This window comes from Cryobacterium sp. Hh38, assembly GCF_004403235.1.
GTDB lineage: Bacteria > Actinomycetota > Actinomycetes > Actinomycetales > Microbacteriaceae > Cryobacterium > Cryobacterium levicorallinum.
The window spans coordinates 213,929-236,226 of sequence record NZ_SOHD01000002.1 but is presented as its reverse complement, the minus strand read 5'-3'; the positions used below and the strand labels follow the sequence as shown (position 1 = coordinate 236,226).

Genomic DNA, 22,298 nt, shown 5'->3' with positions numbered 1-22,298 from the left:
GCGAGCTTGCGGATACGTGTCGTAATACACGTATGAATTCAACAGAAACGGGCGCTACGACAGGCTCGTGGCAGCGCGGATCTCCATCAAGTCTACGACCTCGCGAGCGGCCTCGGCGACATCGTGGTTGATCACGCGATAATCGAACTCTCCCTGGGCGGCCAATTCGAGCTTTGCGGTCTCCAGCCGACGGGCCTGCTCGGCCGAATCTTCGGTGCCACGACCGATCAGCCGACGCACCAGTTCATCCCAGCTCGGCGGCAGCAAAAACACCAGGCGAGCTTCGGGCATGGCTCGGCGCACGGCGCGAGCACCCTGCAGGTCGATTTCGAGCAGCACGCTGTTGCCAGCGGCGATAGCCGCGTCGACCGGGCCGCGCGGGGTTCCGTAGCGGTACGCATTGTGCACCTTGGCCCACTCGAGCAGCTCGCCGCCCTCCACCATGCGGTCGAATTCCTCGTCGGAGACAAAGTAGTAGCTGAGGCCCTCGGTCTCCCCCGGGCGCGGCGCGCGGGTCGTCGCCGAGACGGAGAGCAGCACGTCGGGATAGTTCTCCCGAATGTACCCGGCGACGGTTCCCTTGCCGACCGCGGTGGGTCCGGCGAGAACGATGAGTTTGGAGTCGGCGATGTTCCTGCGCAGGGTCGGTCGTTCGGACAAAAAATCCCGGAGCCGATCGCGCTGGTGCCGGCCGAGGCCGCCGAGGCGCTTGGACGGTGAGATTTCGAGGCGGTGGATGATGCGCTGCATCTTGGTGACGCCGATCGCCGGGATACTCACGAGCAGCTCGGTCACTCTCAAGCGGCCCTCGACCCCGATCGGGTCGGCGATGGCCGTCGCGAGAACTTCGAGCGCGGTGCGTTGACCGGAGGCGACCTCGGCCTTGACCTTGGCACGGGCGCGACGGGCCGCGACGGCGGCCCGCGACGCGGCCACCCGATCAACCTCGGGCGGGGTGGGACGGTTTTCAGCCACGGACGGCACCTACTTCGGCTACTCGGCGCTCAATGGCTTCTTCGATCCGGTGGGGTCCGGCCGAGAGCACACTGCGCGATTCACTCACGATAACCCCTCCGGCGTATCCACCATATATCGCGGTCAGATCCATAATATGCCCACCCTGGTGTCCGAAGCCGGGCGCGAGCACCGGTGTGCGAAATTCGGTCGGTGCGGCCTGCAGATCAATGCCGAATGATGACAAGTCGAGGGTGGCGCCCAGCACTACGCCGACCGATCCCAGACCAGTCGTCAGGCGAGCGGATGCTGCCCGCGCGTTGCGATCCGCAACGTCGTCCAGAATGGCGCGGGCGACGCTCGAACCGGCATAGGGCCCGTCGGCGACGATGGCCCGCTGAATGTCGGCAGCTTCCGGGTTGGAGGTCGCGGCGAGCAGGAAGACTCCCTTGCCGTTCGCAGCCGCGAGGGTGAGTGGCGAGTCGAGCGAACCGACGCCCATGTACGCGGCGAAGGTGAGGGCATCCACTTCGAGCGGAGATCCGGACGAGAGCCAGGCTTGCGCGTAGGCCAGGGCGCTCGTGCCGACGTCGCCGCGCTTGGCGTCGCCGATCACGAGCAGGCCGGCCTGCCGTGCATCGGCCAGCACGCGTTCGAGGGCGACGAAGCCGGCCGAGCCGAATCGTTCGTAGAAGGCGACCTGCGGTTTGACAATGCCGACTCTGCCGGCGGCAGCGGCGACGACCGTGCGACCGAAGGACTCCGCTCCAGCAGCCGTGTCGGGCAGGTTCCAATCGTCGAGCAGCCAGGAGTGCGGGTCGATGCCGACGCACAGCTGGCCGCTCTCGGCGAACACCCGCTCGAGGCGTTCGCCGAAGGACAGCACGGTCGCAGGGCCGCCTTTCACAGCAGGGCCGCCGTTCACAGTAGGGCCGTGCGGGCCGTGGCGTATTCCTGAAGGGAGGTCACCTCGAACCCGTCGCGAATCGAATCGATCGAAGCGACCGCAGCGCTAAGCTCGGCGATCGTGGTGAACAGGGGAAGGTCTCCGGCCACGGCGGCGGCGCGAATCTCGTACCCGTCGGCCCGGGCGGTGCTGCCACCGGGGGTGTTGATGACGATCTGGATCTCTTCGCGGCGAATGAGTTCGACGATTGAGACGTCGTCCTCCCCCGCCTTCTCGCTGAACTTGGTCACCACGCGCGCACGGATCCCGTTTCGCTGCAGCACCTCGGCGGTGCCGATGGTTGCGGCGATGTCGTAGCCGAGCTGCTGCAGGCGCAGCATCGGCAGAATGATCGAGCGCTTGTCCCGGTCGGAGACCGACACGAAGACGGTGCCGGAGAGCGGGATTCCCCCGTACGCCGCGAGCTGGCTCTTAGCGAAGGCCCGCGGAAAGTCACGGTCGATGCCCATGACCTCGCCGGTGGAACGCATCTCCGGGCCGAGGATCGAGTCGACGACGAGGCCCTCCGGGGTGCGGAACCGATTGAACGGCAGCACGGCTTCCTTCACAGCAACCGGCGATTCGATCGGAACCCGGGAGCCGTCGATGAGCGGTAGCTTGCCCGCGGCCTTGAGTTCGGCGATGGTCGAACCGACCATAATGAGCGCTGCGGCCTTGGCCAGCGTGATGCCGAGGGCCTTGGCCACGAACGGCACTGTGCGGGAGGCGCGCGGGTTGGCTTCGAGTACGTAGAGCACGCCAGCGCCGATGGCGAACTGCACGTTGAGCAGGCCCTTCACGCCTATACCGCGGGCAATCCCGAGGGTGGCTTCGCGTACTCGGTCGATTTCGGCCCGACCGAGGGTGACCGGCGGCAGGGTGCAGCTCGAGTCCCCGGAGTGGATGCCGGCCTCTTCGATGTGCTCCATGACGCCGCCGATGTACAGCTCGTGGCCGTCATAGATGGCGTCGACGTCGATTTCGATTGCGTCGTCAAGAAAGCGGTCGACCAGAAGCGGATGCCCGGCGCCGATGATTCCCTGCCCGGCCATGCGGGTGAAGTAGTCCGCGAGTGAGGGGGAATCATAGACGATCTCCATGCCGCGGCCGCCGAGGACGTAGCTCGGACGTACCAGTACCGGGTAGCCGATTTCTTCGGCCACCACGACGGCGCCGCCGAAGTCGATCGCGGTGCCGTTGCGCGGCGCGAGCAGGCCGGCGTCGTCGAGAATCTTCGAGAACAGTCCGCGTTCCTCGGCGAGGTCGATCGCGTCGGGGGTGGTGCCGAGAATGGGGATACCGGCCGCTTCAAGGCCGCGGGCCAGGCTCAGGGCGGTCTGGCCGCCGAGCTGCACGACCACACCGACGAGTTCGCCGCTCTGGCTTTCGGCGTGGATGACCTCGAGCACGTCTTCGAGCGTGAGCGGTTCGAAGTAGAGCCGGTCGCTCGTGTCGTAATCGGTGGAGACCGTCTCCGGGTTGCAGTTGATCATGATGGTCTCGTAGCCGGCCTCGGACAGTGCGAAAGAGGCGTGTACGCAGGAGTAGTCGAATTCGACGCCCTGGCCGATGCGGTTCGGCCCGGAGCCGAGAATGACGACCTTGCGGCGGTCGCTGGCGACAACCTCGGTCTCGTCGTCGTAGCTGGAGTAATGGTACGGCGTGAGGGCCGGGAACTCCCCCGCGCAGGTGTCAACGGTCTTGAAGACCGGCCGCACGCCGAGAATGTGACGTACGGTGCGGACATCCGCTTCGCCGAAACCGCGCAACTCGCCGATCTGAGCGTCGGAGAAGCCGTGGTCTTTGGCGAGGATCATCACGTCACGGTCGAGGCGGTCGGCAGCCCTGACCTGCTCGGCGATCTCGTTGATCAGCACGATCTGGTCGATGAACCACGGGTCGATCTTGGTCGCGGTGAAGACCTGGTCGATCGTCGCGCCGCGGCGCAGGGCCTGCTGCACGGTGACGATGCGGCCGTCGGTGGGAATCTCGGCGGCGGCGAGCAGTTCGTCAATAGAACGGGTTTCTTCGCCCCAGTGAAAGCTCGATCCGCGCTTCTCCAACGAGCGAAGGGCCTTCTGCAAAGCGGATGCGAAGCTGCGGCCGATGGCCATCGCCTCACCGACCGACTTCATGGTCGTGGTCAGTCGCTGGTCGGCAGCCGGGAACTTCTCAAACGCGAAGCGCGGCACCTTGACCACGACGTAGTCGAGGGTCGGTTCAAAGCTTGCCGGGGTGACGCCGGTGATGTCGTTGGGAATCTCGTCGAGGCGGTAGCCGAGGCTCAGCTTCGCTGCGATCTTGGCGATCGGAAAGCCGGTCGCCTTGCTGGCCAGGGCGGACGAGCGCGAGACGCGCGGGTTCATCTCGATGACGATGACCCGGCCGTCGGCCGGGTTGATGGCGAACTGAATGTTGCAGCCGCCGGTGTCGACGCCGACGGCACGGATGATGTCGATTGAGATGTCGCGCAGGTGCTGGAACTCGCGGTCGGTCAGGGTCAGCGCGGGGGCGACGGTGATCGAGTCGCCGGTGTGCACACCGACCGGGTCGACGTTTTCGATGGAGCAGACGACGACCGTGTTGTCGGCCGTGTCGCGCATCATTTCGAGCTCGTATTCCTTCCAGCCGAGGATGGATTCTTCGAGCAGAACCTCGGTGGTCGGGCTGTGGTGCAGGCCGTCGGTGACGATGCGGCGCAGTTCCACCTCGGTGTAGGCGAAGCCCGAGCCAAGGCCACCCATGGTGAAGGAGGGGCGTACGACGAGCGGGTAGCCGAGGTCTTCGGCGTAGCCGACGGCCTCCTCGACCGTCTTGGCGATGAAGGAGCGGGCTACGTCGGCGCCGGCGTCGAGCACGAGCTGCTTGAAGATCATGCGATCTTCGCCCTTGTTGATGGCGTCGAAGCTCGCGCCGATCAGCTCAACGTCGTACTTTTCGAGGATTCCGCGTTCGTGCAGCTGGATCGCCGCATTGAGCGCAGTCTGCCCGCCCAGGGTGGGCAGAATCGCGTCCGGTCGTTCCTTGGCGATGATCGTCTCAAGAATTTCGGCCGTGATCGGTTCGATGTAGGTCGCGTCGGCAAAGTCGGGGTCGGTCATGATGGTGGCCGGGTTGGAATTGACCAGGATGACGCGCACGCCCTCTTCGCGCAGCACGCGGCAGGCTTGAGTGCCGGAGTAGTCGAATTCGCAGGCCTGGCCGATAACGATCGGGCCGCTGCCGATGACAAGAACACTGTTGATATCGTCGCGCTTGGGCATTATTTGGTTTCTCCTGCAACGGCTGACTGCGCAGCCAGAACAACGTCTCTGAATCGATCGAAAAGGTGGTTGGCGTCGTGTGGGCCGGAGGCGGCCTCCGGGTGGTACTGCACCGAGAAAGCGTTGATATCGAGGCAGCGGATGCCCTCGACCACTTGGTCATTGAGGCTGTAGTGGCTCACCTCGACCCGACCGAATCCGGTGCGAGAGTCATGCACGCCCTCAATCGGCATTTCAACGGCGAAGCCGTGGTTTTGCGAGGTGATCTCGACCCGCCCGGTGGTCTTGTCGAGAACCGGCTGGTTAATACCACGATGCCCGAACGGCAGCTTATAGGTGCGAAAACCGAGGGCACGGCCGAGTAGCTGGTTGCCGAAGCAGATACCGAAGTAGGGAATGCCCGCACGGAGTACTTCCTGCAGCAGATCCACGTGGGCGTCGGAAGCGGCCGGATCGCCGGGTCCGTTCGAGAAGAACAGGGCGGAGGGTTTCAGCGACAGAACGTGTTCGGCGGTGACCGACTGCGGAAGGACGAGCACCTCGAAGCCCCGTTCGGCGAGATAGGTCAGGGTGCTGGTCTTCACACCGAGGTCGAGCACCGCGACGGAGCCGATGCGTTCGCCCTGTGCGGGAATGGAGAAGGGTTCAACGGTCGAGACCTCGAGCGACAGGTTGCGGCCGCGCATAGCAGCTTCACCGAGCACGCGTTCGAGCTGTTCGCTGTCGGACAGGCCGAACAGGTCGCCCGAGAAGATTCCACTCTTCATGGCGCCCGCCGAGCGGATGTGGCGGGTGATCGCACGGGTGTCGATGCCGCTGATGCCGACGACGCCGTTTGCTTCGAGGTCATCGTCGAGGGTGCGGGTGGCGCGAAAATTTGAGGCCATCCGAGCGGGTTCGCGCACGATGAAGCCGGCCACCCAGATCTGCCTGGATTCCATATCTTCGTCGTTCATCCCGGTATTGCCCACGTGCGGGGCGGTCATCAGCACGATCTGACCGGCGTAGGACGGGTCGGTCAGGGTTTCCTGATAGCCGGTCATACCGGTGGCGAAGACGATCTCGCCGAGCGTCTGCCCCTCGCTCCCGTAGCTGCGGCCGACGAATCGGCGGCCGTCTTCGAGCACGAGCACGGCCGGGCCGGGCTTGTCGGTAACCAAGAAGGTGGGCGTCAGTGCAACGGATGCTTCTGCCTGGTCTGGTGCGGTCGAGTCGGGCACGTCAGGCCTCACTTTCGTCTTGATGGGCCGGGGCTGTAATGGTTCGGATTGAATCGATGAGACGGGCTCGATCGTTCGGGTCGATGATGCGGAAGAAGCTGTCAACGTCGCGGCGGTCGGTGCCGGGCGTGTTCAGGCGCCAGCTCAGGCGAACCAGCCCGTCGGTTTCGACGACGCGATCGATGGCGAGCTGCGCTGCACCGACCTGGTCGATGGCGGCGCCGGGCACGTACAGGGGCGCGTTGCCGTCTAGGTCGAGGGTGATGCCCTGCGCGGTCACGGTCAGGGCGGCGCGGGCCCGAAAACCCAGGCCGGGAATGGCCAGTCGCTCCAGCGGGGCGTCCCGCGGGGTAGTGGCCACGTAATAGGCCTCGGCGGTCGCCAACACGTCGGCGGCAGCGCCGCCCTCCGACCGGGGGTAACCGGCGGTGAGCGTACGGTCACGTTGGCTGCGCTTGTGCCAGCTGCGCCACATCAGTACGAGTACGCCCAGCAGAAAGAGCGCCGTAATGATGGCGGGAATGGACCTATCCATGGGTGGGGACTCCGCGCGCGTGGCCGGCTATTTCGAGGTTGCTGCGCGCGATTTCGCCCTGCACAGTTCCGTCGAGCACCGTGGCGTAGCCGCGGTGGAAGGTCGCCCGCACCTCGCCGGGCAGCGTCATCGACAGGTACGGCGAGTTCACGCTCGTGCCCGACAGGTCGGCGCGACCGAAGACGCGGGTGGCAGCGGGATCGTACAGGGTCAGTTCGGCCGGCGACCCGACCGCGATCGGTTTGCCCTGACCGGTGATCCGGCCGATTTGAGCGGGCGTGCGGGAGAGCACGCGTTCGATGTCGGACCAGTTGAGCATTCCGTTCGCGACGACCGCGGCGTGCACGACCGACAGGGCTGATTCCAGCCCAACCATGCCGTTGGCAGCGGCATCCCACTCGCAGTCCTTGCTTTCGGCCGGGTGCGGAGCGTGGTCGGTCGCGACGATGTCGATCGTGCCGTCGGCGAGTCCGGCTCGCAGCGCTTCGACGTCTTCACGGCTGCGCAACGGAGGATTGACCTTGAATCGGGCGTCGTAGCCGCGCACGAGATCTTCGGTGAGCAGCAAGTGGTGTGGGGTGACCTCGGCGGTCACCTGGATGCCGCGGGCCTTGGCCCAGCGGATGACGTCGACGGAGCCGGCGGTGGAAACGTGGCAGACGTGCAGGCGGGAGCCGACGTGTTCGGCCAAGAGTACGTCGCGGGCGATGATCGATTCCTCGGCGACGGCCGGCCAGCCCACGAGGCCGAGTTCGCCGGAGAGGGCACCCTCGTTCATCTGGGCTTTTTCGGTCAGTCGTGGTTCCTGGGAGTGCTGCGCGATGACGCCGTCGAAGGACTTGACGTATTCGAGGGCGCGACGCATGAGGAGCGGGTCCGAGACGCAGAATCCGTCATCGGAAAATACCCGCACCCTGGCCCGACTCGACGCCATGGCGCCCAGTTCGGCGAGTTGTTTGCCGGCCAGCCCTACGGTGACCGCGCCAATCGGCTGCACGTCGACGTATCCGGCGCTTTCGCCGAGCGCGAGCACCTGTTCGACCACCCCGGCGGTGTCTTGGGCCGGCAGAGTGTTGGCCATGGCGAACACACTCGTGAACCCGCCCCGGGCAGCGGCACGGCTGCCGCTCAGCACGGTTTCGCTGTGCTCGTACCCGGGTTCACGCAGGTGGGCGTGCAGGTCGACGAGGCCGGGCAACGCTACCAGGCCGGCGGCGTCGATCACGCTCGCGCCGCTCTGGGACAGTCCGGTTCCCAGCTCAGCGATGCGCGCACCATCCAAACGGATGTCCGTGCTCGTGCCGTCCGGCAGGGTCGCCCCGCGTATGAGCCAGCGTTGGGCCATTCCGTCAATCGGCATTCTTCGATTCCTTCCGGTCACCGGATAAGAGCAAGTAGAGCGCGGCCATTCGCACGGAGACGCCGTTGGTGACCTGTTCGAGCACTGTCGAGTTGGCGGAGTCGGCCGCCGCGGATGAGATCTCCAGACCGCGATTCATCGGACCGGGGTGCATAACAATGCTAGCCGGACCGAGCCGACCGAATCGCGCGTCATCCAGCCCCCAGACCCGGGAGTACTCGCGGGTGCTGGGGAAAAAGGCCGCGCTCATCCGTTCAGTCTGAATGCGCAGCATCATGACCACATCCGGGCCGGCATCGATGGCGTCGTCCAGGTCGAAGCTGAATCGGGCGGGCCAGAGCGAGGTATCACTCGGCAGCAGCGTCGGCGGGGCGACGAACGTGACCTCGGCGCCGAGGGTGGTGAGCAGCCATAGGTTGGAGCGGGCGACGCGGGAGTGCAGCACGTCGCCGACGATCGTGACGGTGACGTCATCGAGTCCCTTGCCGCGGGGTGCCGCTCCGTGAATGCGGCGCCGGATGGTGAAGGCGTCGAGCAGCGCCTGGGTGGGATGTTCGTGGGTACCATCGCCGGCGTTGATGATGCCGGCATCGATCCATCCGCTGGCGGCGAGCACCGCGGGGGCGCCGGAGGCCGGGTGGCGAATGACGACGCCGTCGGCGCCGATCGCGGCGAGGGTCTGCGCGGTGTCCTTGAGGCTTTCGCCCTTGGAGACGCTGGATCCCTTGGCGCTGAAGTTGATCACATCGGCGCTGAGCCGCTTCGCGGCGGCCTCGAACGAGATGCGGGTGCGGGTGGAGTCTTCGAAGAACAGGTTGACGACGGTCTTGCCGCGCAGGGTCGGGAGTTTTTTGACCTCACGCTGGCCGACATCCGCCATGTCCTCGGCAATGTCGAGCAGGTTGATGACCTCATCGCGGGCGAGGTCCTTGGTCGAGAGCAGATGCCTCATTGCTCACTCCGCCCATCGATGGAGACGAATTCGTCGCCGTCAACCTCGTCGATGTGTACGTTGATGCGCTCGTCGGCAGCCGTGGGCAGGTTGCGACCGACGAAATCAGCGCGGATCGGCAGTTCGCGGTGGCCGCGGTCGACGAGCACGGCCAGCCGCACGATGTTCGGGCGGCCGTGGTCGCCGAGCGCATCCAGAGCACTGCGGATGGTGCGCCCCGAGTAGAGCACGTCGTCGACGAGGACCACCGTGGCGCCGTTGATGCTGCCGGGGATCTGGGTGCGCGAGGGGGTGCGCGTGCGGCCGTGCGCGAGGTCATCGCGGTACAGCGTCACGTCCAGGGAACCGACCCGCACCGGGTTCGCGGCCGGTTCGATCCGCTGGATGATCTCGGCAATCCGGTGGGCCAGAATGACGCCGCGGGTCGGAATGCCGAGGATGACGAGGTTGTCCGGGCCCCGATTGGACTCCAGGATCTCGTGGGAGATTCGAGTCAACGCGCGGGTGATGTCAGCCTGAGTGAGCACAATGTGCGCCAAATGCCGACCTCCTTCCCCGTCTCACAGGACGGATCATTAAAGGATGTCTGAATGGGATTAGCTTAGCCGTTCCCGAGCCGGAAGTCTGTCTGGAGTGCGAGGCAGCTAGAAGGCGCCGGCGACGAAGGCGGAGAATTCGGCCTGATTGGTGAGGCTGCCCCGATATTGCGCGCCGTCAACAAGCACGGTCGGGGTGCCGGATACGGCCTCGATCTCGGCTCCCGCGATCGGACCGGTCAGTGCGGACTCGGTGTTCTGCTGCGACCAGGCCTGATAGTCCCCGCTTTGAACACAGTCGGTGATGCTCGCATCACCCCCAGCCAGGTCGGCGAGCTCGGCGTCGCTCAAGCCAGGGTTGTTCTCGAGCGGCTGGTTCGCGAACAGCTCCGACAGAAAATCGAGGGTCTCGCCGGGGTTGAGCGTGGCCTGGCAGGTCAGGGCCGCCGAAGCCCGACTCGAGTAGTTCGTGCCCTGCGACTTGCTGTCCAGAAAGGCCAATGAGTGCACGCGCAGGGTGATGACGCCGCTCTCGACGCCGGCTAGAAGCAGCTCCCCATTGGTCTGCTCGAACTGGGCGCAGAACGGGCACATCGGATCGATGTATTCGTCGATAATGACCGGACCGGCACCGAATTCGAGATAGCCGCCATCGAAGTTGGCGGCGCCCAGCTCACCGGTCGGCAGCGGAGCTGACGACGAGCTGGACGAGCCCGCGTTGGATCCGACGTTCACCAGAAATGCTGCGAGAGCGGATGCGAAGATGACCGCGAGTGCCACCAGGATCACGAACACCGCGGTGCTGACGTACCCGATGATGAGGCCGGCCAGGGCGAAACCGCGGCCGACCTCACCGCGAGCTCGAATCTGCCCGAGGGCGATGTGACCCGTGATGATGCCGACGAGCCCGATCACCAATGACGAGACGAACGACACGATCGCCATGGTGTTGGTCTTCGGCGCCATCGCAAAGGGGTTTATCGGCTCGGCCGGCGGTGCGTAAGGGTTCGGCCGGTTCGGCTGGGCGCCTTGTCCGGTGCTGGTCATCTTCGTGCCCTTCGTTGACGGTGCGCGCTGGAAGCGGCGATTCGCCGAGTTAGGCCGACGGAGCGGTCTGAGCGATCTTGCCGAGCAATCCGTTGACAAACCCGGCCGAGTCATCCGTTGAGAGAATTTTCGCCGCTTCAACGGCCTCATCGATCGCGACGGCGTGCGGAACGGCGTCGTTGTACAGAATCTCCCAGATTCCGATGCGCAGAATGGCGCGATCAATGTTGGGCATGCGCGCGAGGGACCAGCCCTGCGAGTACGTTTCGATCAGTTCATCGATCTCTTCGCGGTGGTCGACGACCCCATCGACGAGCTCACGGGCGTACAGCCAGGAAGCGAGACGTGCCGGCTCGCTCGCGGCACGCTCGGCCTCGGTTGCAAGCGACTCCGGAATGCTGATCTGACGCACATCGGCGGCATACAGAATGTCGATGGCGCGCTTGCGGGCCTTGGTACGAGCGCTCATTCGTTGACGCGACCGAGGTAGTCGCCGGTGCGGGTGTCGACCTTGACCTTAGTGCCCTGCTCGAGGAACAGCGGAACCTGAATCTGGTAGCCGGTCTCCACGGTGGCCGGCTTGGTGCCGCCGGTGGAACGGTCGCCCTGCAGGCCCGGCTCGGTGTAGGTGATTTCGAGGGTAACGGATGCCGGCAGCTCGACATAGAGCGGGTTGCCGTTGTGCAGTGCCACGGTCACGGCCTGGTTTTCGAGCATGAAGTTGCTCGCATCGCCGACGACGGCGGCGGAGACGGTGATCTGGTCGTAGTCGGCCACATCCATGAAAACGTAGGCGTCGCCGTCGTTGTAGAGGTACTGAAAGTCGCGGCGATCGACGTTTTCGGTCTCGATCTTCGCGCCGGCGTTGAACGTGCGGTCAACGGTCTTGCCCGAGACGACGTTCTTCATCTTGGTGCGAACGAAGGCGCCACCCTTGCCCGGCTTGACGTGCTGAAACTCGACGACGGCCCAAAGCTGGCCATCCATGTTGAGTACGACGCCGTTTCTGATATCAGCGGTAGAAGCCATGGGAGGGGTGTTCCGTTCAATTGATAAGGTGCGCGGGTGCAAATGGCACCTTGTCGAGTCTACGTGTCCAAGCCACAGGTTTCAAAGGCACAGCTCGCCCGCTGCGCCTACGGCTGGGTGACGAAGTCGAGCGCTAGGCGATACGAGTCGAAGCCGAGGCCCGCGATCACGCCGGTCGCGATGGCGCTCACGACGCTGGTGTGGCGAAACGTCTCGCGCGCGTGCGGGTTGGAGATGTGCACCTCGATCAGCGGCAGGCCGGCCTTGGTCACGAGGGCCGCGGCATCCCGCAGAGCGTAGCTGTAGTGGGTAAACGCGGCGGGATTCAGGATCACCGGCATCCGCTCATCGACGGCCTCATACAGCCAGTGGATGAGTTCGGCCTCGTCGTCGGTCTGCCGCAGGTCAATCACGACTCCATCACGAGCGGATGCGACGAGCAGCGCACGCAGATCGTCCAGGTTGGCCGACCCATAGACATCGGGTTCACGACTGCCCAGGCGCCCGAGGTTCGGACCGTTTAGAACCAGCACTGTATTCATCGCCTCAGCCTAGGGTGTGAGAACCGCGACTCCGCCGTCGTGCGCGACGAACAGGCCCGTGATGCGCATGAGCTTCCCGAAGGACTGGGTCAATTCGGCGGCCCAGGCCTGGTCCGGTGCGGTCAGGGCGGCGGAGCCCGGCCGCTCCAGAGTCAGAATGATGCTGCCGCCAGGGGCCTCCTGGGCGAGCATGTCGTTGATGCGCACGGCGAAGGGCTGGGTTGACCCGGGCTCGGGCCGCACCGGAATGCCGTCAATCGGGATTAGCACGGACAACTGCTGGCCATACAAATCGAGCAACATAAGCCAGAGCTGCGGCCGGATGGCGTGACCGACCAAGTCGAAGACTCGCGTGCGGGCCTCCTGCAATGTGGTCACGGGCGGGGCGTCTTCGAGTTTCGTTGTCATTGTCATGCGCCCAGAATGGGCGGGGCATCCGCCTGCACCGAGGAAATGCACAGAAAATATGTGCCACTCCTCGCCTGTGGATATCTTCCGGCGACGAGATCGGGGCCGTCGCTCCCGTGGCAGGTTCGTAGACCTCGCGCCTGTCGGCGGATCGAACAACCGTCGTTCAGACTCCAAAAGGGCAGAGACTGCCCAGCACTCCGGGAAATCTCTGGCAGCTGCCCTAGACTGGCATCGACGCCGGTCTCGGCAGCACGAACCCGTCCACTGCTAACGGAGGCAGACGCTCATGGGATACGGCTTGAAGAGTTCGTCGTCGGTCCCGACCGGCGATGCGCGGGAGAGCATTGTCGCCCTGGAGCGGGCCCACGAATCCGCCATCACCGATCGGGTCTTTCAAACCGGGGTGCGCCAGCTCGTGCAGGACTCCTGGCAGCGTTCGCTGTCGCTGAGCCTCGACCCGTCGAGTGTGACTCCTGAGCGGACGCTGACCGACAGCGAACTGCGCGACCTGCGCAATCAGCATCCGCTCGCCGCAGTGCTACCCGTCGTGCACAACCTGCTCATCCGCCACGCCATCGACGCCGAGCTGATCGTTGCCATCGGTGACGAATCCGGTCGGCTGCTCTGGATCGACGGCGATCGAGTGCTGCGCCGCCGGGTTGAGGAGATGCTCTTCGTCGAGGGCGCCGACTGGTCGGAGAGCCGGGTCGGCACGAGCGCACCGGGAACGGCACTCGCCCTCGACCGCGGAATCCAGATTCGGCGCGCTGAACACTTCAACGCTCTGGCGCACCCGTGGAGCTGCACTGCGGTGCCCATTCACGACCCGGACACCGGCAAGATCCTGGGGGTCATCGACATCACCGGCGGCGACCAGGCTGTCGCACCACAGACCCTCCCTCTGGTCGAGGCGGCCGTCGCCGCGATGGAAGCGGAGCTGCGCATCCAACGCCTCGACCAACCGGCCGATTCACCGCCCGCCCTGCGGTCGCGGGCATCAGTGTCGGTGAGCGTGCCGCGACTGGCGCCGGCCGGCCTGAGCGTTCTCGGTACCGATCACGGCCAGCTGCACTGCGGCACCAGCACAGTGGATGTCTCGCCCCGCCACACCGAGATTCTCACGCTCCTGGCCTGGCACCGCGAAGGACTTTCCGCCGATCGCCTGGCCAGCTTTCTCTCGGACCAGGACACTGCGGTGGAGACGCTGCGCGCCGAAATGGTGCGGGTACGGAAGGTACTCGCGCTCCTCGACTCCCCCATCACGATCACGTCCCGCCCGTATCGGTTGGAGTCCAAACTCGAACTCGATGCCCAACGCGTGCTGGCCTTCCTCGAGCGCGGCGCCCACCGCGTCGCCCTCGGCGCCTACCGCGGAGCTGTGCTGCCGGCATCGTCAGCGCCCGGTATCGTCGAAATTCGCCAGGAAGTGAGCAGCCGGCTGCGCGAAGCCATGCTCGCCGATGCGTCGGTCGACCTGCTGCTCAGCTACGCGCGCACCGAAGAGGCCACCTGGGACACCGAGGTGTGGCGTGCCTGCCTGGAGCTGCTCCCGGCCCGTTCACCCAAACGCGCAATGGTCGTGGCGCACCTGGCGCGCATTGAAGACGAAATCGGCGGGCATCGCAACATTCTGCAACGTTCCCGCTCCTAGAGTCGAAGCAGGCCGCAGCATTGCGAGCCCGACACCGTCGTCGATATATAGGAGTGACATGACCGTCTATGCAGTCCCCGGAACACCCGGCTCCAAAGTTACCTTTAAGTCGCGGTACGAGAACTGGATCGGCGGCGAATGGGTCGCCCCGGTCAAGGGCCAGTACTTCGAAGACATCACCCCCGTCACTGGCAAGCCGTTCGCCGAGGTCGCTCGCGGAACGGCCGAAGACATCGAGCTGGCCCTCGACGCCGCGCACAATGCCGCACCGGCCTGGGGCAAGACCAGCCCCGCCGAGCGCGCAGCCGTGCTGAACAAGATCGCGGACATCATCGACGCCAACACCGAAATGCTCGCCGTCGCCGAGACCTGGGACAACGGCAAGGCCGTGCGCGAGACCATCAACGCCGACATCCCCCTCGCCGCCGACCACTTCCGTTACTTCGCCTCGGCGATCCGCGCCCAGGACGGCGACCACGCCCAGCTCGACGGCGACACCGTCTCGTACCAGTTCCACGAACCGCTCGGCGTCGTCGGCCAGATCATCCCCTGGAACTTCCCCATCCTGATGGCCGTCTGGAAGCTCGCCCCGGCCCTCGCCGCCGGCAACGCCGTCGTCCTCAAGCCCGCCGAGCAGACCCCGGTCTCGATCCTCGTGCTGCTGGAACTCATCGGCGATATCCTCCCCCCGGGCGTTGTCAACGTCGTCAACGGTTTCGGCCTGGAGGCCGGCAAGCCGCTCGCCTCGAGCAACCGTATCCGCAAGATCGCCTTCACCGGTGAGACCACGACCGGTCGCCTCATTTTGCAATACGCCTCGGCCAACATCATTCCGTCGACCGTTGAGCTCGGCGGCAAGAGCCCGAACATATTCTTCAGCGATGTTGCGCAGGAGAAGGATGCCTTCTACGACAAGGCCCAGGAAGGCTTCGTGCTCTTCGCCTTCAACCAGGGCGAGGTCTGCACGGCCCCAAGCCGCGCCCTGCTGCAGAAGCCGATCTACGACAGTTTCCTCGGCGACGCTGTCACCCGCGCTAAGAAGATCATTCAGGGCAACCCGCTCGACACCGACACCCAGATGGGCGCGCAGGCCAGCAACGACCAGCTTGAGAAGATCCTCTCCTACATCGACATCGGAACCAAGGAGGGTGCCAAGCTGGCCCTCGGTGGCGAACGTGCCGACCTCGGCGGCGACCTCACCGACGGCTACTACGTGCAGCCGACCATCTTCGAGGGCCACAACAAGATGCGCCTGTTCCAGGAGGAGATCTTCGGACCGGTGCTCGCCGTGACGAGCTTCACCGACTACGAGGATGCCATCTCGATCGCCAACGACACCATCTATGGTCTCGGTGCCGGGGTCTGGTCGCGCAACGGCAACGTCGCCTACCGGGCTGGCCGTGATATCCAGGCCGGTCGCGTCTGGGTCAACAACTATCACGCCTATCCGGCCGGTGCCGCTTTCGGAGGCTACAAGAGCTCAGGAATCGGCCGCGAAAACAACAAACTCGCCCTCGGTCACTACCAGCAGACCAAAAACCTGCTCGTGTCGTACTCCGAGAACAAGCTCGGCTTCTTCTAAACCGAACCGTCAGACCAGAGGATGCCCACCCGTTCGGTGGGAGTTCGCTGAAGGTCTGGCCCGGGGGCTGTCGACGACGTAACGTCGTAGGCAGCCCCCCTTCAGCAGTAGAAGGGTCCGCCATGAGCAGAAAGTCCCGTCAATGTCGACTACCACAATAACCGCGTCGGTCACGATCGCCGGCGAAACCGTTCCCCGCGTCGAGCTCACACCCGTCGCCGTTGACCTGCTCCGCAGCCTCTGGGAGGAACACGGCCCGCTCATGTTCCACCAGTCCGGTGGCTGCTGCGACGGCAGTTCGCCGATGCTGTTCATGGCCGACGAGTTCATCACCTCCGACCAGGACGTGCGGCTCGGCCAATTCGATCTCGCTCCGGCCGGCGACCCCGCCCAGCCGCTCGACTTCTGGATGTCAGCCGAACAGTTCAACTACTGGAGCCACACCTTTCTCACGGTCGACGTGGTGCCCGGCCGCGGCAGCGGCTTCAGTGCAGAGGCCCCGCGCGGCGTGCGCTTTCTGATCCGTTCCGAGCTCATGACCACGATGACCCCGTTTGCCGGCACTGACCAGATCGAAGCGGATGCCGAAGCCCCGCCCGCGCAGGCGACAATCCCGGCGTAGCGGCTACTGCCCGATCGCCTGGTAGGCGCTGAACAGCAACGAGGCGTCCGGGCCTTCGAGGATGGTGGGCTTGCCCACATCGTCGAGGACCACGAAGCGCAACATCCCGCTGCGGGTTTTCTTGTCGCGCTGCATGGTGGCCAGCAGGGTGGGCCAGCGTCCGACCGGGTAACCGGTCGGCAGGGTCAGCGATTCCAGGATGCTGCGGTGCCGGTCGACGACCTCCACGGACAGCCGTCCGCTGAGCGCGGCCAGTTCCGCAGCGAACATCATGCCGACGGCGATGGCCGCGCCGTGGCGCCAGCCATAGCGTTCGGCGTGCTCGACGGCGTGGCCGAGGGTGTGACCGTAGTTGAGGATCTCGCGGAGGCCGGCTTCCTTGAAGTCCTCCCCCACGATGCGCGCCTTCATGGCAATCGGCAGTTCGATCAGCCGGCGAAATTCGGGGGTGGTCGGGTCGGTGGCGCGCTCGACATCCGCTTCGATGATGTCGAGAATTTCGGGAACCTGGATGAAGCCGGCCTTGACGATTTCGGCGAAGCCCGCGAGAATCTCGTTTTTCGGCAGGGCGTCGAGCAGGTCGAGGTCGCACAATACGGCGGCAGGCGCGTAGAAGGTGCCGACAAGGTTCTTGCCCTCGGCGGTATTGATGCCGTTCTTGCCGCCGACGGCCGCGTCGACCATGCCGAGTACGCTCGTGGGAATCTGCACGAGCTTCACGCCACGCAGCCAGGTAGCGGCCACGAATCCGGCGAGGTCGGTCACTGCGCCACCGCCGAGGCCGATCACGGCGTCGGTGCGGCTGAAGTCGGACTGGCCCATGACGCCCCAGCAGAACGCGGCAACCTCAACCCGCTTGGCCGCTTCGGCGTCGGGAATTTCGGCCAGCAAAACCTCGGCGTAGGTTTCGAGCAGGCTGTCACGCAGGGCGACCGCGCGGGCGCCGACGGTCGAGGTGTGCACGATGAGCACCTTGTTGACACCGGTGCCGAGCTGCTCGGCGACGGTGTTGACCAGGCCACGCCCCACGCTGACCGGATAGCTGTCGACCCCGGTCACGGTGATCACGGTGGTACTGGTCTGTTCGGTCATCTGTGTTGTCCCTGACTTCTCAATCATCATTTCTTTCTTGTACCCAATTTACGATCTCATCGGCGATTCCGGTGATCGGTCGGTTGGAGGTGTCCAGGCGAATCGTCGCCAGGGCCTCATAGATGGGGCGGCGCTGGTTATAGATGCGTTCCCAGACGCCGATACCGCCGGCCAGGAGAGGCCGTTTGCTGCCGCCGAGGCGGGCCTCGACGGCCGCGGTGGTCACGCTGAGGTACACCACGGTCGCGGATTCGAGGTCGGCCTGCGTCTCGGAGTGCAGCACTGCTCCCCCGCCGAGGGAGATGACGGCCGGCTCGCCGAGGGCCCAGTCCACCGCTTCACGTTCGACGATGCGAAAGTACTCTTCGCCCTCACGCGCGAAGATCTCCGGAATCGGACCGTAACTTTCGACGACGCGCTTGTCGGTGTCGATAAACGGCAAATTCAGGTCGCGCGCCACTCGACGACCGATCCTGGTCTTGCCGGCGGCCATCGGACCGATGAACACGATCGGCAACAAGGCGTTCCGCAGAGTCAACATCGCAGGTCTAGAGCGACGCGTCGCTCGACGCGCCCGTGCGCAGGTTCGCCGGAATGTTGGCGAGGTACGACTCCAGGTTGCGCCGGGTCTCCCCGATCGAGTCGCCGCCGAACTTCTCCAGCACCGAGTTCGCGAGCACGAGCGCCACCATGGCCTCGGCCACAACGCCGGCCGCCGGAACCGCACAGACGTCGGAGCGTTGGTGGTGCGCCGGGGCCGGCTCGCTCGTGGCGACATCGACGGTGCGCAGCGCCCGCGGAATGGTCGCGATCGGCTTCATGCCGGCCCGCACGCGCAGCACGGTTCCGGTACTCATGCCGCCCTCGGTTCCGCCGGCCTTGTCGCTGACTCGCTGAATGGCGCCATCCGCTTGTACGAGTTCGTCGTGTGCCTCGGAGCCGCGGCGGCGCGTGGTCTCGAAGCCGTCGCCGACCTCGACCCCCTTGATCGCCTGGATCCCCATGAGCGCGGCGGCCAGCTGGGAATCCAACCGACGATCCCAGTGCACGAAGGAGCCAAGCCCGGGGGGAAGATTGTAGGCGAGCACCTCGACGACGCCGCCGAGGGTGTCGCCGTCGTGATGGGCAGCATCCACTTCAGCCACCATCAAAGCGGATGTCGCGGCGTCGAAACAGCGCAGCAGATCAGAATCGAGCGTGTCGACGTCCTCAGGCTCAGGAAGCGGCGCGCCGTCGGGCACGCGGACCGGCCCGATGGCGATGGTGTGGCTGACCAGGTGGATTCCGAGTTCGTTCAGGAATGATCGTGCGACGGCGCCGAGCGCGACGCGGGCGGCGGTCTCGCGGGCACTCGCGCGCTCCAGCACGGGGCGCGCCTCGTCGAAACCGTACTTCTGCATGCCGGCGAGGTCGGCGTGACCCGGGCGGGGCCTGGTCAATGGTGCCCCGCGGCCACGCGTCAGGGTGGCCGGGTCGACCGGGGCGGCACTCATCACATCGACCCATTTGGGCCATTCGGAGTTGCCAATGCGCAGTGCGACCGGGCCGCCGAGGGTGAGGCCATGCCGAACGCCGCCGGAGAGGGTGAGCTCGTCCTCTTCGAATTTCATGCGCGCGCCCCGGCCGTAGCCGAGTTTGCGGCGCGCGAGATCGAGGCGGATCGAATCAAGGGAGACCGGGATCCCTGCGGGCAAACCCTCGAGAATAGCGATGAGTTCGGGGCCGTGGGATTCTCCGGCGGTAAGCCAACGAAGCATAGCTCCTATCTTTCCACAGCATCGTGCGAGCCAGTGTCACCGGGGGCTGCGTCGCGGGTCAGGGCACTACGCATGGCGGCGAGCACGTCCGGCTCGCCGGGGAGTGGTTCGAAGGGGTCAGCGGTCACGAACACCCGCACCTGGATGAGCGCCTGGTGCAGCAACATGCCGAGGCCGTTCAGCACAGTTCCGCCGGCCGATTCCCACTCGCGTGCCACCCCGCTTGGCCACGGTGAGTAGGCAACGTCGAACAGCGTCGCACGCTCGCGCAGTTCGAGCGGCAGCGGGGTCGGCAGCACCGTCCCGCCGGGCAGAGTGCTGATCACGAGGTCGCTTCCGTTGCCGCCAGACCCGCTGAAATCACTGAGGTCGACGACGACTCCGAGCGACCGACCGAGTTCAACGAGCGGCTGCGCCTTCGGCAGGTCGCGCACGAGCACGCTGACGAACTCAGCACCGAGTTCCGCGGCGGCCATCAGAGCGGATGCCGCCGTCGCGCCGGCTCCGAGCAGGGTCACGTGCTTCGCCCGGGTGACGCCGCCCTCGGCCAACGCACGCACCAGACCAGCGACATCCGTGTTATAGCCGGTGAGGGTGCCGCGCCCGGCCACCTGGCGCAGCAGCACGGTATTGACGGATCCGGTCAGCCGTGCCACCCGGTCGCAGTCGTCGATGAACGGAAGCACCTCGTGTTTGAGCGGCATGGTGAGCGAAAGACCACGCCAGTCCGGCCCGATGGAGCTCAGAAACATGGCGAGCGAACCGGCCTTCACCTCAACAGCATCGTAGGACCAGTCGAGTCCCAGCTGCCAGTAGGCGGCCCGGTGCAGCAACGGCGAACGGGAATGCTTGATCGGCGAGCCGAGCACCGCGAGCCTGTTTGATGAGGCCCCATTTAGCGTCAGATCAACCATATTCGGGGTGCTCCCTCATCCAGTTCTGCCAAACGATAACGGCAGCATCGTGTTCCTTGACCGTGGTGGAAAAAGCCGTCTCACCGGAGTCGAGGTTGATCGTCACAAAGAACAACCAGGATCCGTCGACCGGGTGCAGGGCCGCATCGATCGCGAGGTCACCGGGATTCGAGATCGGGCCGACGACCATGCCGGGGTGCGCATAGGTGTTGTATAGGTTGCCGGCATCGGCACGTTCGGCGTCGGTCGTGGTGACCAGGTGGGTTTTGCCCGTGCCATAGGCGACGGTCGCGTCCGATTGCAGCAGGCCGCTGTCCCATTGGGCCGGGTCGAGCCGGTTCTGAAACACCCGCGACACCTTGTAATAGTCATCACGCAGGCCGGCTTCACGCTGGATCAACGAGGCGAACACGATCGTCGACCAGCGGTCTGCGACGGCGACACCGGCCGCATCGAGGGCCTCATACTGCCGGTTGACCATGGTCTGCAACGCGACGGCGGCGGTGGCCTCCGGCGAGAAGGTGTACGTCGCGGGAAAGAGAAAACCCTCAAGGGTGGTCGCTTCGGCGGGCAGGCCGAACTGGGCCACATTGGCGGCCGCGGCCTGCAGGTCCGCCAGGGGAATGTCGGTTCCCTCGGAGATCGACGCCAGCACGTCAACGGCCGCGGTCCCCTCAGGCACGATAACGGTCTGGTTCAGTCGAGTGTCCTCATCGAGCAGGGCGTCCAGCGCAGTGCTCGCGACCATCTTCGTCTTGAGCTGGTACGCACCGGGCTGAAACACCGGCTCCGGGGCCGTCTGCAACAGGATGGAATAGAACGCATCAAAGCTCTTGACCACGCCCTCTTCGACGAGTGTCGCGGCGATCTCCGAGCCACCGTTGCCGTCGTGAATCATGACGATCACGTCTTCGCCGGTCGCCGCTTCCTCCGCGGTGAAGTCGGCCGGCCCCTGCGTGGCAGCAATGATCTGGGAGATGGGTCCCTGCAGAAACAGCGCAACTCCGGCCACGAGAGCGGCAAGAACGACAAAGACGATCAGACAGCCCCAGGCTCCCTTGTAGCTCCTCTTCTCCCGCGGCGGTTCGTCCGCCAGCAGTGAGCGACGGTTCGTGCGTCCCCGACCGGAGCCACCGACGTCGCTCGCCGTCAGGAACGCGACGGCATCATCGCCCGGTTCTGCCGACTCGGCCGTTTCTCGCGGCAGCAACGGCGGTTGAACGGATGCCGTCCCCCCGGACGCTGCCGCCGGCTCGGCTCCGGATTGCTCGAAGCCAGTTCGCTCCGTCGCGCCCTGTTCCGCGGCGGACTGCTCCGCCGCGGCCTGTTGCGCGCGTAACTGGCGTCGGCTCGGCAGGGGCTCTTCCGGGGTACTGGGCACGATTACGGCCTCTCGGTCGGTTCGACGGGCGACCCTGGCGGTCGCCCGGAGGAACGCTCACTGTCGAGCGCATGTTGCAAAATAATAGTCGCGGCCACCTGGTCGATTACTGGCCGCTGCGTTTTCGCAGCACGACCGGATGCCCGCAGCGCGGATTGCGCCGACACCGTCGAGAGACGTTCGTCGACGAGCCGCACCGGCACGGCGAGAGTTGCGGCCAGGCGCGCGGCGAAACCGACCGCGTCGTCCGTGGAGGCGGTCTCAGTGCCTGACAACGCCAACGGCAGGCCAACGATAACCTCGACGGCGTCAAGGTCGAGGGCCACCGCGAGAATGCGGGCCAGATCGGTCACTCCGGCCTCGTCGCGGGCGACGGTTTCCACCGGGGTCGCGAGCATGCCGTGGTTGTCGCTGCGGGCCAGGCCGATGCGCACCTTGCCCACATCCACGCCGAGGCGCACGCCTGAGCGCATCGTGCCGGCGACCGCACCCGGCGCGACCCCG

22 protein-coding genes are annotated in these 22,298 nt (G+C 65.5%); 3 read left to right on the top strand and 19 right to left on the bottom strand.

The genetic code is table 11. From position 1 onward, the window contains the following. Window positions 1-54: 54 nt before the first annotated feature. From gmk to E3T41_RS01220, 13 genes are all read right to left on the bottom strand, one after another. On the bottom strand, window positions 55-975 hold the full coding sequence (gene gmk, locus E3T41_RS01280) for a guanylate kinase (RefSeq protein ID WP_104133209.1): 921 nt from the start codon (window positions 973-975) through the stop codon (window positions 55-57). After that, a complete protein-coding gene (gene pyrF, locus E3T41_RS01275; protein WP_241990986.1) occupies window positions 968-1,861 on the bottom strand; it encodes an orotidine-5'-phosphate decarboxylase in 894 nt (297 codons plus the stop codon). The genes gmk and pyrF overlap by 8 nt, the downstream gene beginning before the upstream one ends. A gap of 14 nt (window positions 1,862-1,875) precedes the next feature. After that, the gene (carB, locus tag E3T41_RS01270) at window positions 1,876-5,163 is read right to left on the bottom strand and encodes a carbamoyl-phosphate synthase large subunit (RefSeq protein ID WP_134476856.1); all 3,288 of its coding nucleotides are present in this window, start codon (window positions 5,161-5,163) and stop codon (window positions 1,876-1,878) included. Next, window positions 5,163-6,296, bottom strand: coding sequence for a glutamine-hydrolyzing carbamoyl-phosphate synthase small subunit (gene carA, locus E3T41_RS01265; RefSeq protein ID WP_092449186.1), 1,134 nt, complete (start codon window positions 6,294-6,296; stop codon window positions 5,163-5,165). Before carA ends, carB begins: the two co-directional genes overlap by 1 nt. Window positions 6,297-6,384: 88 nt before the next feature. After that, window positions 6,385-6,918, bottom strand: a complete 534-nt coding sequence (locus E3T41_RS01260; protein ID WP_092449092.1) for a hypothetical protein — start codon at window positions 6,916-6,918, stop codon at window positions 6,385-6,387. Further along, window positions 6,911-8,263, bottom strand: coding sequence for a dihydroorotase (locus E3T41_RS01255; RefSeq protein WP_092449187.1), 1,353 nt, complete (start codon window positions 8,261-8,263; stop codon window positions 6,911-6,913). The genes E3T41_RS01260 and E3T41_RS01255 overlap by 8 nt, the downstream gene beginning before the upstream one ends. Before the next feature lie 4 nt (window positions 8,264-8,267). Then, window positions 8,268-9,230, bottom strand: a complete 963-nt coding sequence (locus tag E3T41_RS01250; RefSeq protein WP_092449093.1) for an aspartate carbamoyltransferase catalytic subunit — start codon at window positions 9,228-9,230, stop codon at window positions 8,268-8,270. Beyond that, window positions 9,227-9,769, bottom strand: a complete 543-nt coding sequence (pyrR, locus tag E3T41_RS01245) for a bifunctional pyr operon transcriptional regulator/uracil phosphoribosyltransferase PyrR (RefSeq protein WP_104133169.1) — start codon at window positions 9,767-9,769, stop codon at window positions 9,227-9,229. The genes E3T41_RS01250 and pyrR overlap by 4 nt, the downstream gene beginning before the upstream one ends. Window positions 9,770-9,874: 105 nt before the next feature. Then, complete coding sequence (locus E3T41_RS01240) at window positions 9,875-10,813, bottom strand: thioredoxin domain-containing protein (protein WP_166791472.1); 939 nt, start codon at window positions 10,811-10,813, stop codon at window positions 9,875-9,877. Window positions 10,814-10,862: 49 nt separating this feature from the next. Further along, window positions 10,863-11,282, bottom strand: a complete 420-nt coding sequence (nusB, locus tag E3T41_RS01235; protein WP_092107754.1) for a transcription antitermination factor NusB — start codon at window positions 11,280-11,282, stop codon at window positions 10,863-10,865. Next, entirely contained in the window at window positions 11,279-11,842 is a 564-nt protein-coding gene (gene efp, locus E3T41_RS01230; protein WP_092107753.1) for an elongation factor P, read from the bottom strand. The genes nusB and efp overlap by 4 nt, the downstream gene beginning before the upstream one ends. Window positions 11,843-11,949: 107 nt before the next feature. Beyond that, on the bottom strand, window positions 11,950-12,384 hold the full coding sequence (locus tag E3T41_RS01225) for a type II 3-dehydroquinate dehydratase (protein WP_092449097.1): 435 nt from the start codon (window positions 12,382-12,384) through the stop codon (window positions 11,950-11,952). A gap of 9 nt (window positions 12,385-12,393) precedes the next feature. After that, complete coding sequence (locus E3T41_RS01220; RefSeq protein ID WP_134476853.1) at window positions 12,394-12,798, bottom strand: hypothetical protein; 405 nt, start codon at window positions 12,796-12,798, stop codon at window positions 12,394-12,396. Between the two features lie 295 nt (window positions 12,799-13,093). Between E3T41_RS01220 and E3T41_RS01215 the strand changes: the two genes are divergently transcribed. The 3 genes from E3T41_RS01215 (at window position 13,094) to E3T41_RS01205 (ending at window position 16,650) form a co-directional block, all read left to right on the top strand. Beyond that, complete coding sequence (locus E3T41_RS01215; RefSeq protein ID WP_241990985.1) at window positions 13,094-14,446, top strand: GAF domain-containing protein; 1,353 nt, start codon at window positions 13,094-13,096, stop codon at window positions 14,444-14,446. Window positions 14,447-14,504: 58 nt separating this feature from the next. Further along, window positions 14,505-16,028: an aldehyde dehydrogenase family protein gene (locus E3T41_RS01210; protein ID WP_134476849.1), complete on the top strand. Its 1,524-nt coding sequence runs from the start codon at window positions 14,505-14,507 to the stop codon at window positions 16,026-16,028. 142 nt (window positions 16,029-16,170) lie between these two features. Continuing rightward, window positions 16,171-16,650, top strand: a complete 480-nt coding sequence (locus tag E3T41_RS01205) for a DUF779 domain-containing protein (RefSeq protein ID WP_092449100.1) — start codon at window positions 16,171-16,173, stop codon at window positions 16,648-16,650. Between the two features lie 3 nt (window positions 16,651-16,653). Here E3T41_RS01205 and aroB read toward each other — a convergent pair whose 3' ends face one another. Genes aroB through ruvX form a run of 6 tightly spaced genes read right to left on the bottom strand, consistent with a single transcriptional unit; the run spans window position 16,654 to window position 22,267 of the window. Further along, window positions 16,654-17,742, bottom strand: a complete 1,089-nt coding sequence (aroB, locus tag E3T41_RS01200) for a 3-dehydroquinate synthase (RefSeq protein ID WP_134476847.1) — start codon at window positions 17,740-17,742, stop codon at window positions 16,654-16,656. 19 nt (window positions 17,743-17,761) lie between these two features. After that, complete coding sequence (locus E3T41_RS01195; RefSeq protein ID WP_134476845.1) at window positions 17,762-18,283, bottom strand: shikimate kinase; 522 nt, start codon at window positions 18,281-18,283, stop codon at window positions 17,762-17,764. 7 nt (window positions 18,284-18,290) lie between these two features. Beyond that, a complete protein-coding gene (gene aroC / locus E3T41_RS01190; RefSeq protein ID WP_134476843.1) occupies window positions 18,291-19,499 on the bottom strand; it encodes a chorismate synthase in 1,209 nt (402 codons plus the stop codon). Window positions 19,500-19,504: 5 nt separating this feature from the next. Further along, entirely contained in the window at window positions 19,505-20,413 is a 909-nt protein-coding gene (locus E3T41_RS01185) for a shikimate dehydrogenase (RefSeq protein ID WP_134476841.1), read from the bottom strand. Beyond that, complete coding sequence (mltG, locus tag E3T41_RS01180; protein WP_134476839.1) at window positions 20,406-21,794, bottom strand: endolytic transglycosylase MltG; 1,389 nt, start codon at window positions 21,792-21,794, stop codon at window positions 20,406-20,408. Before mltG ends, E3T41_RS01185 begins: the two co-directional genes overlap by 8 nt. A 2-nt stretch (window positions 21,795-21,796) precedes the next feature. Beyond that, the gene (ruvX, locus tag E3T41_RS01175; protein ID WP_092449189.1) at window positions 21,797-22,267 is read right to left on the bottom strand and encodes a Holliday junction resolvase RuvX; all 471 of its coding nucleotides are present in this window, start codon (window positions 22,265-22,267) and stop codon (window positions 21,797-21,799) included. Window positions 22,268-22,298: the final 31 nt, after the last annotated feature.

Coding starts and splice junctions, on each gene's coding strand:
- E3T41_RS01260 (WP_092449092.1), bottom strand. CDS start 6,918: ATGGATAGGTCCATTCCCGCCATCATTACGGCGCTCTTTCTGCTGGGC.
- efp (WP_092107753.1), bottom strand. CDS start 11,842: ATGGCTTCTACCGCTGATATCAGAAACGGCGTCGTACTCAACATGGAT.
- E3T41_RS01240 (WP_166791472.1), bottom strand. CDS start 10,813: ATGACCAGCACCGGACAAGGCGCCCAGCCGAACCGGCCGAACCCTTAC.
- ruvX (WP_092449189.1), bottom strand. CDS start 22,267: ATGCGCTCAGGCGTGCGCCTCGGCGTGGATGTGGGCAAGGTGCGCATC.
- E3T41_RS01220 (WP_134476853.1), bottom strand. CDS start 12,798: ATGACAATGACAACGAAACTCGAAGACGCCCCGCCCGTGACCACATTG.
- E3T41_RS01195 (WP_134476845.1), bottom strand. CDS start 18,283: ATGTTGACTCTGCGGAACGCCTTGTTGCCGATCGTGTTCATCGGTCCG.
- nusB (WP_092107754.1), bottom strand. CDS start 11,282: ATGAGCGCTCGTACCAAGGCCCGCAAGCGCGCCATCGACATTCTGTAT.
- E3T41_RS01250 (WP_092449093.1), bottom strand. CDS start 9,230: ATGAGGCATCTGCTCTCGACCAAGGACCTCGCCCGCGATGAGGTCATC.
- E3T41_RS01225 (WP_092449097.1), bottom strand. CDS start 12,384: ATGAATACAGTGCTGGTTCTAAACGGTCCGAACCTCGGGCGCCTGGGC.
- carB (WP_134476856.1), bottom strand. CDS start 5,163: ATGCCCAAGCGCGACGATATCAACAGTGTTCTTGTCATCGGCAGCGGC.
- E3T41_RS01210 (WP_134476849.1), top strand. CDS start 14,505: ATGACCGTCTATGCAGTCCCCGGAACACCCGGCTCCAAAGTTACCTTT.
- E3T41_RS01255 (WP_092449187.1), bottom strand. CDS start 8,263: ATGGCCCAACGCTGGCTCATACGCGGGGCGACCCTGCCGGACGGCACG.
- aroB (WP_134476847.1), bottom strand. CDS start 17,742: ATGACCGAACAGACCAGTACCACCGTGATCACCGTGACCGGGGTCGAC.
- E3T41_RS01205 (WP_092449100.1), top strand. CDS start 16,171: ATGTCGACTACCACAATAACCGCGTCGGTCACGATCGCCGGCGAAACC.
- E3T41_RS01185 (WP_134476841.1), bottom strand. CDS start 20,413: ATGGTTGATCTGACGCTAAATGGGGCCTCATCAAACAGGCTCGCGGTG.
- aroC (WP_134476843.1), bottom strand. CDS start 19,499: ATGCTTCGTTGGCTTACCGCCGGAGAATCCCACGGCCCCGAACTCATC.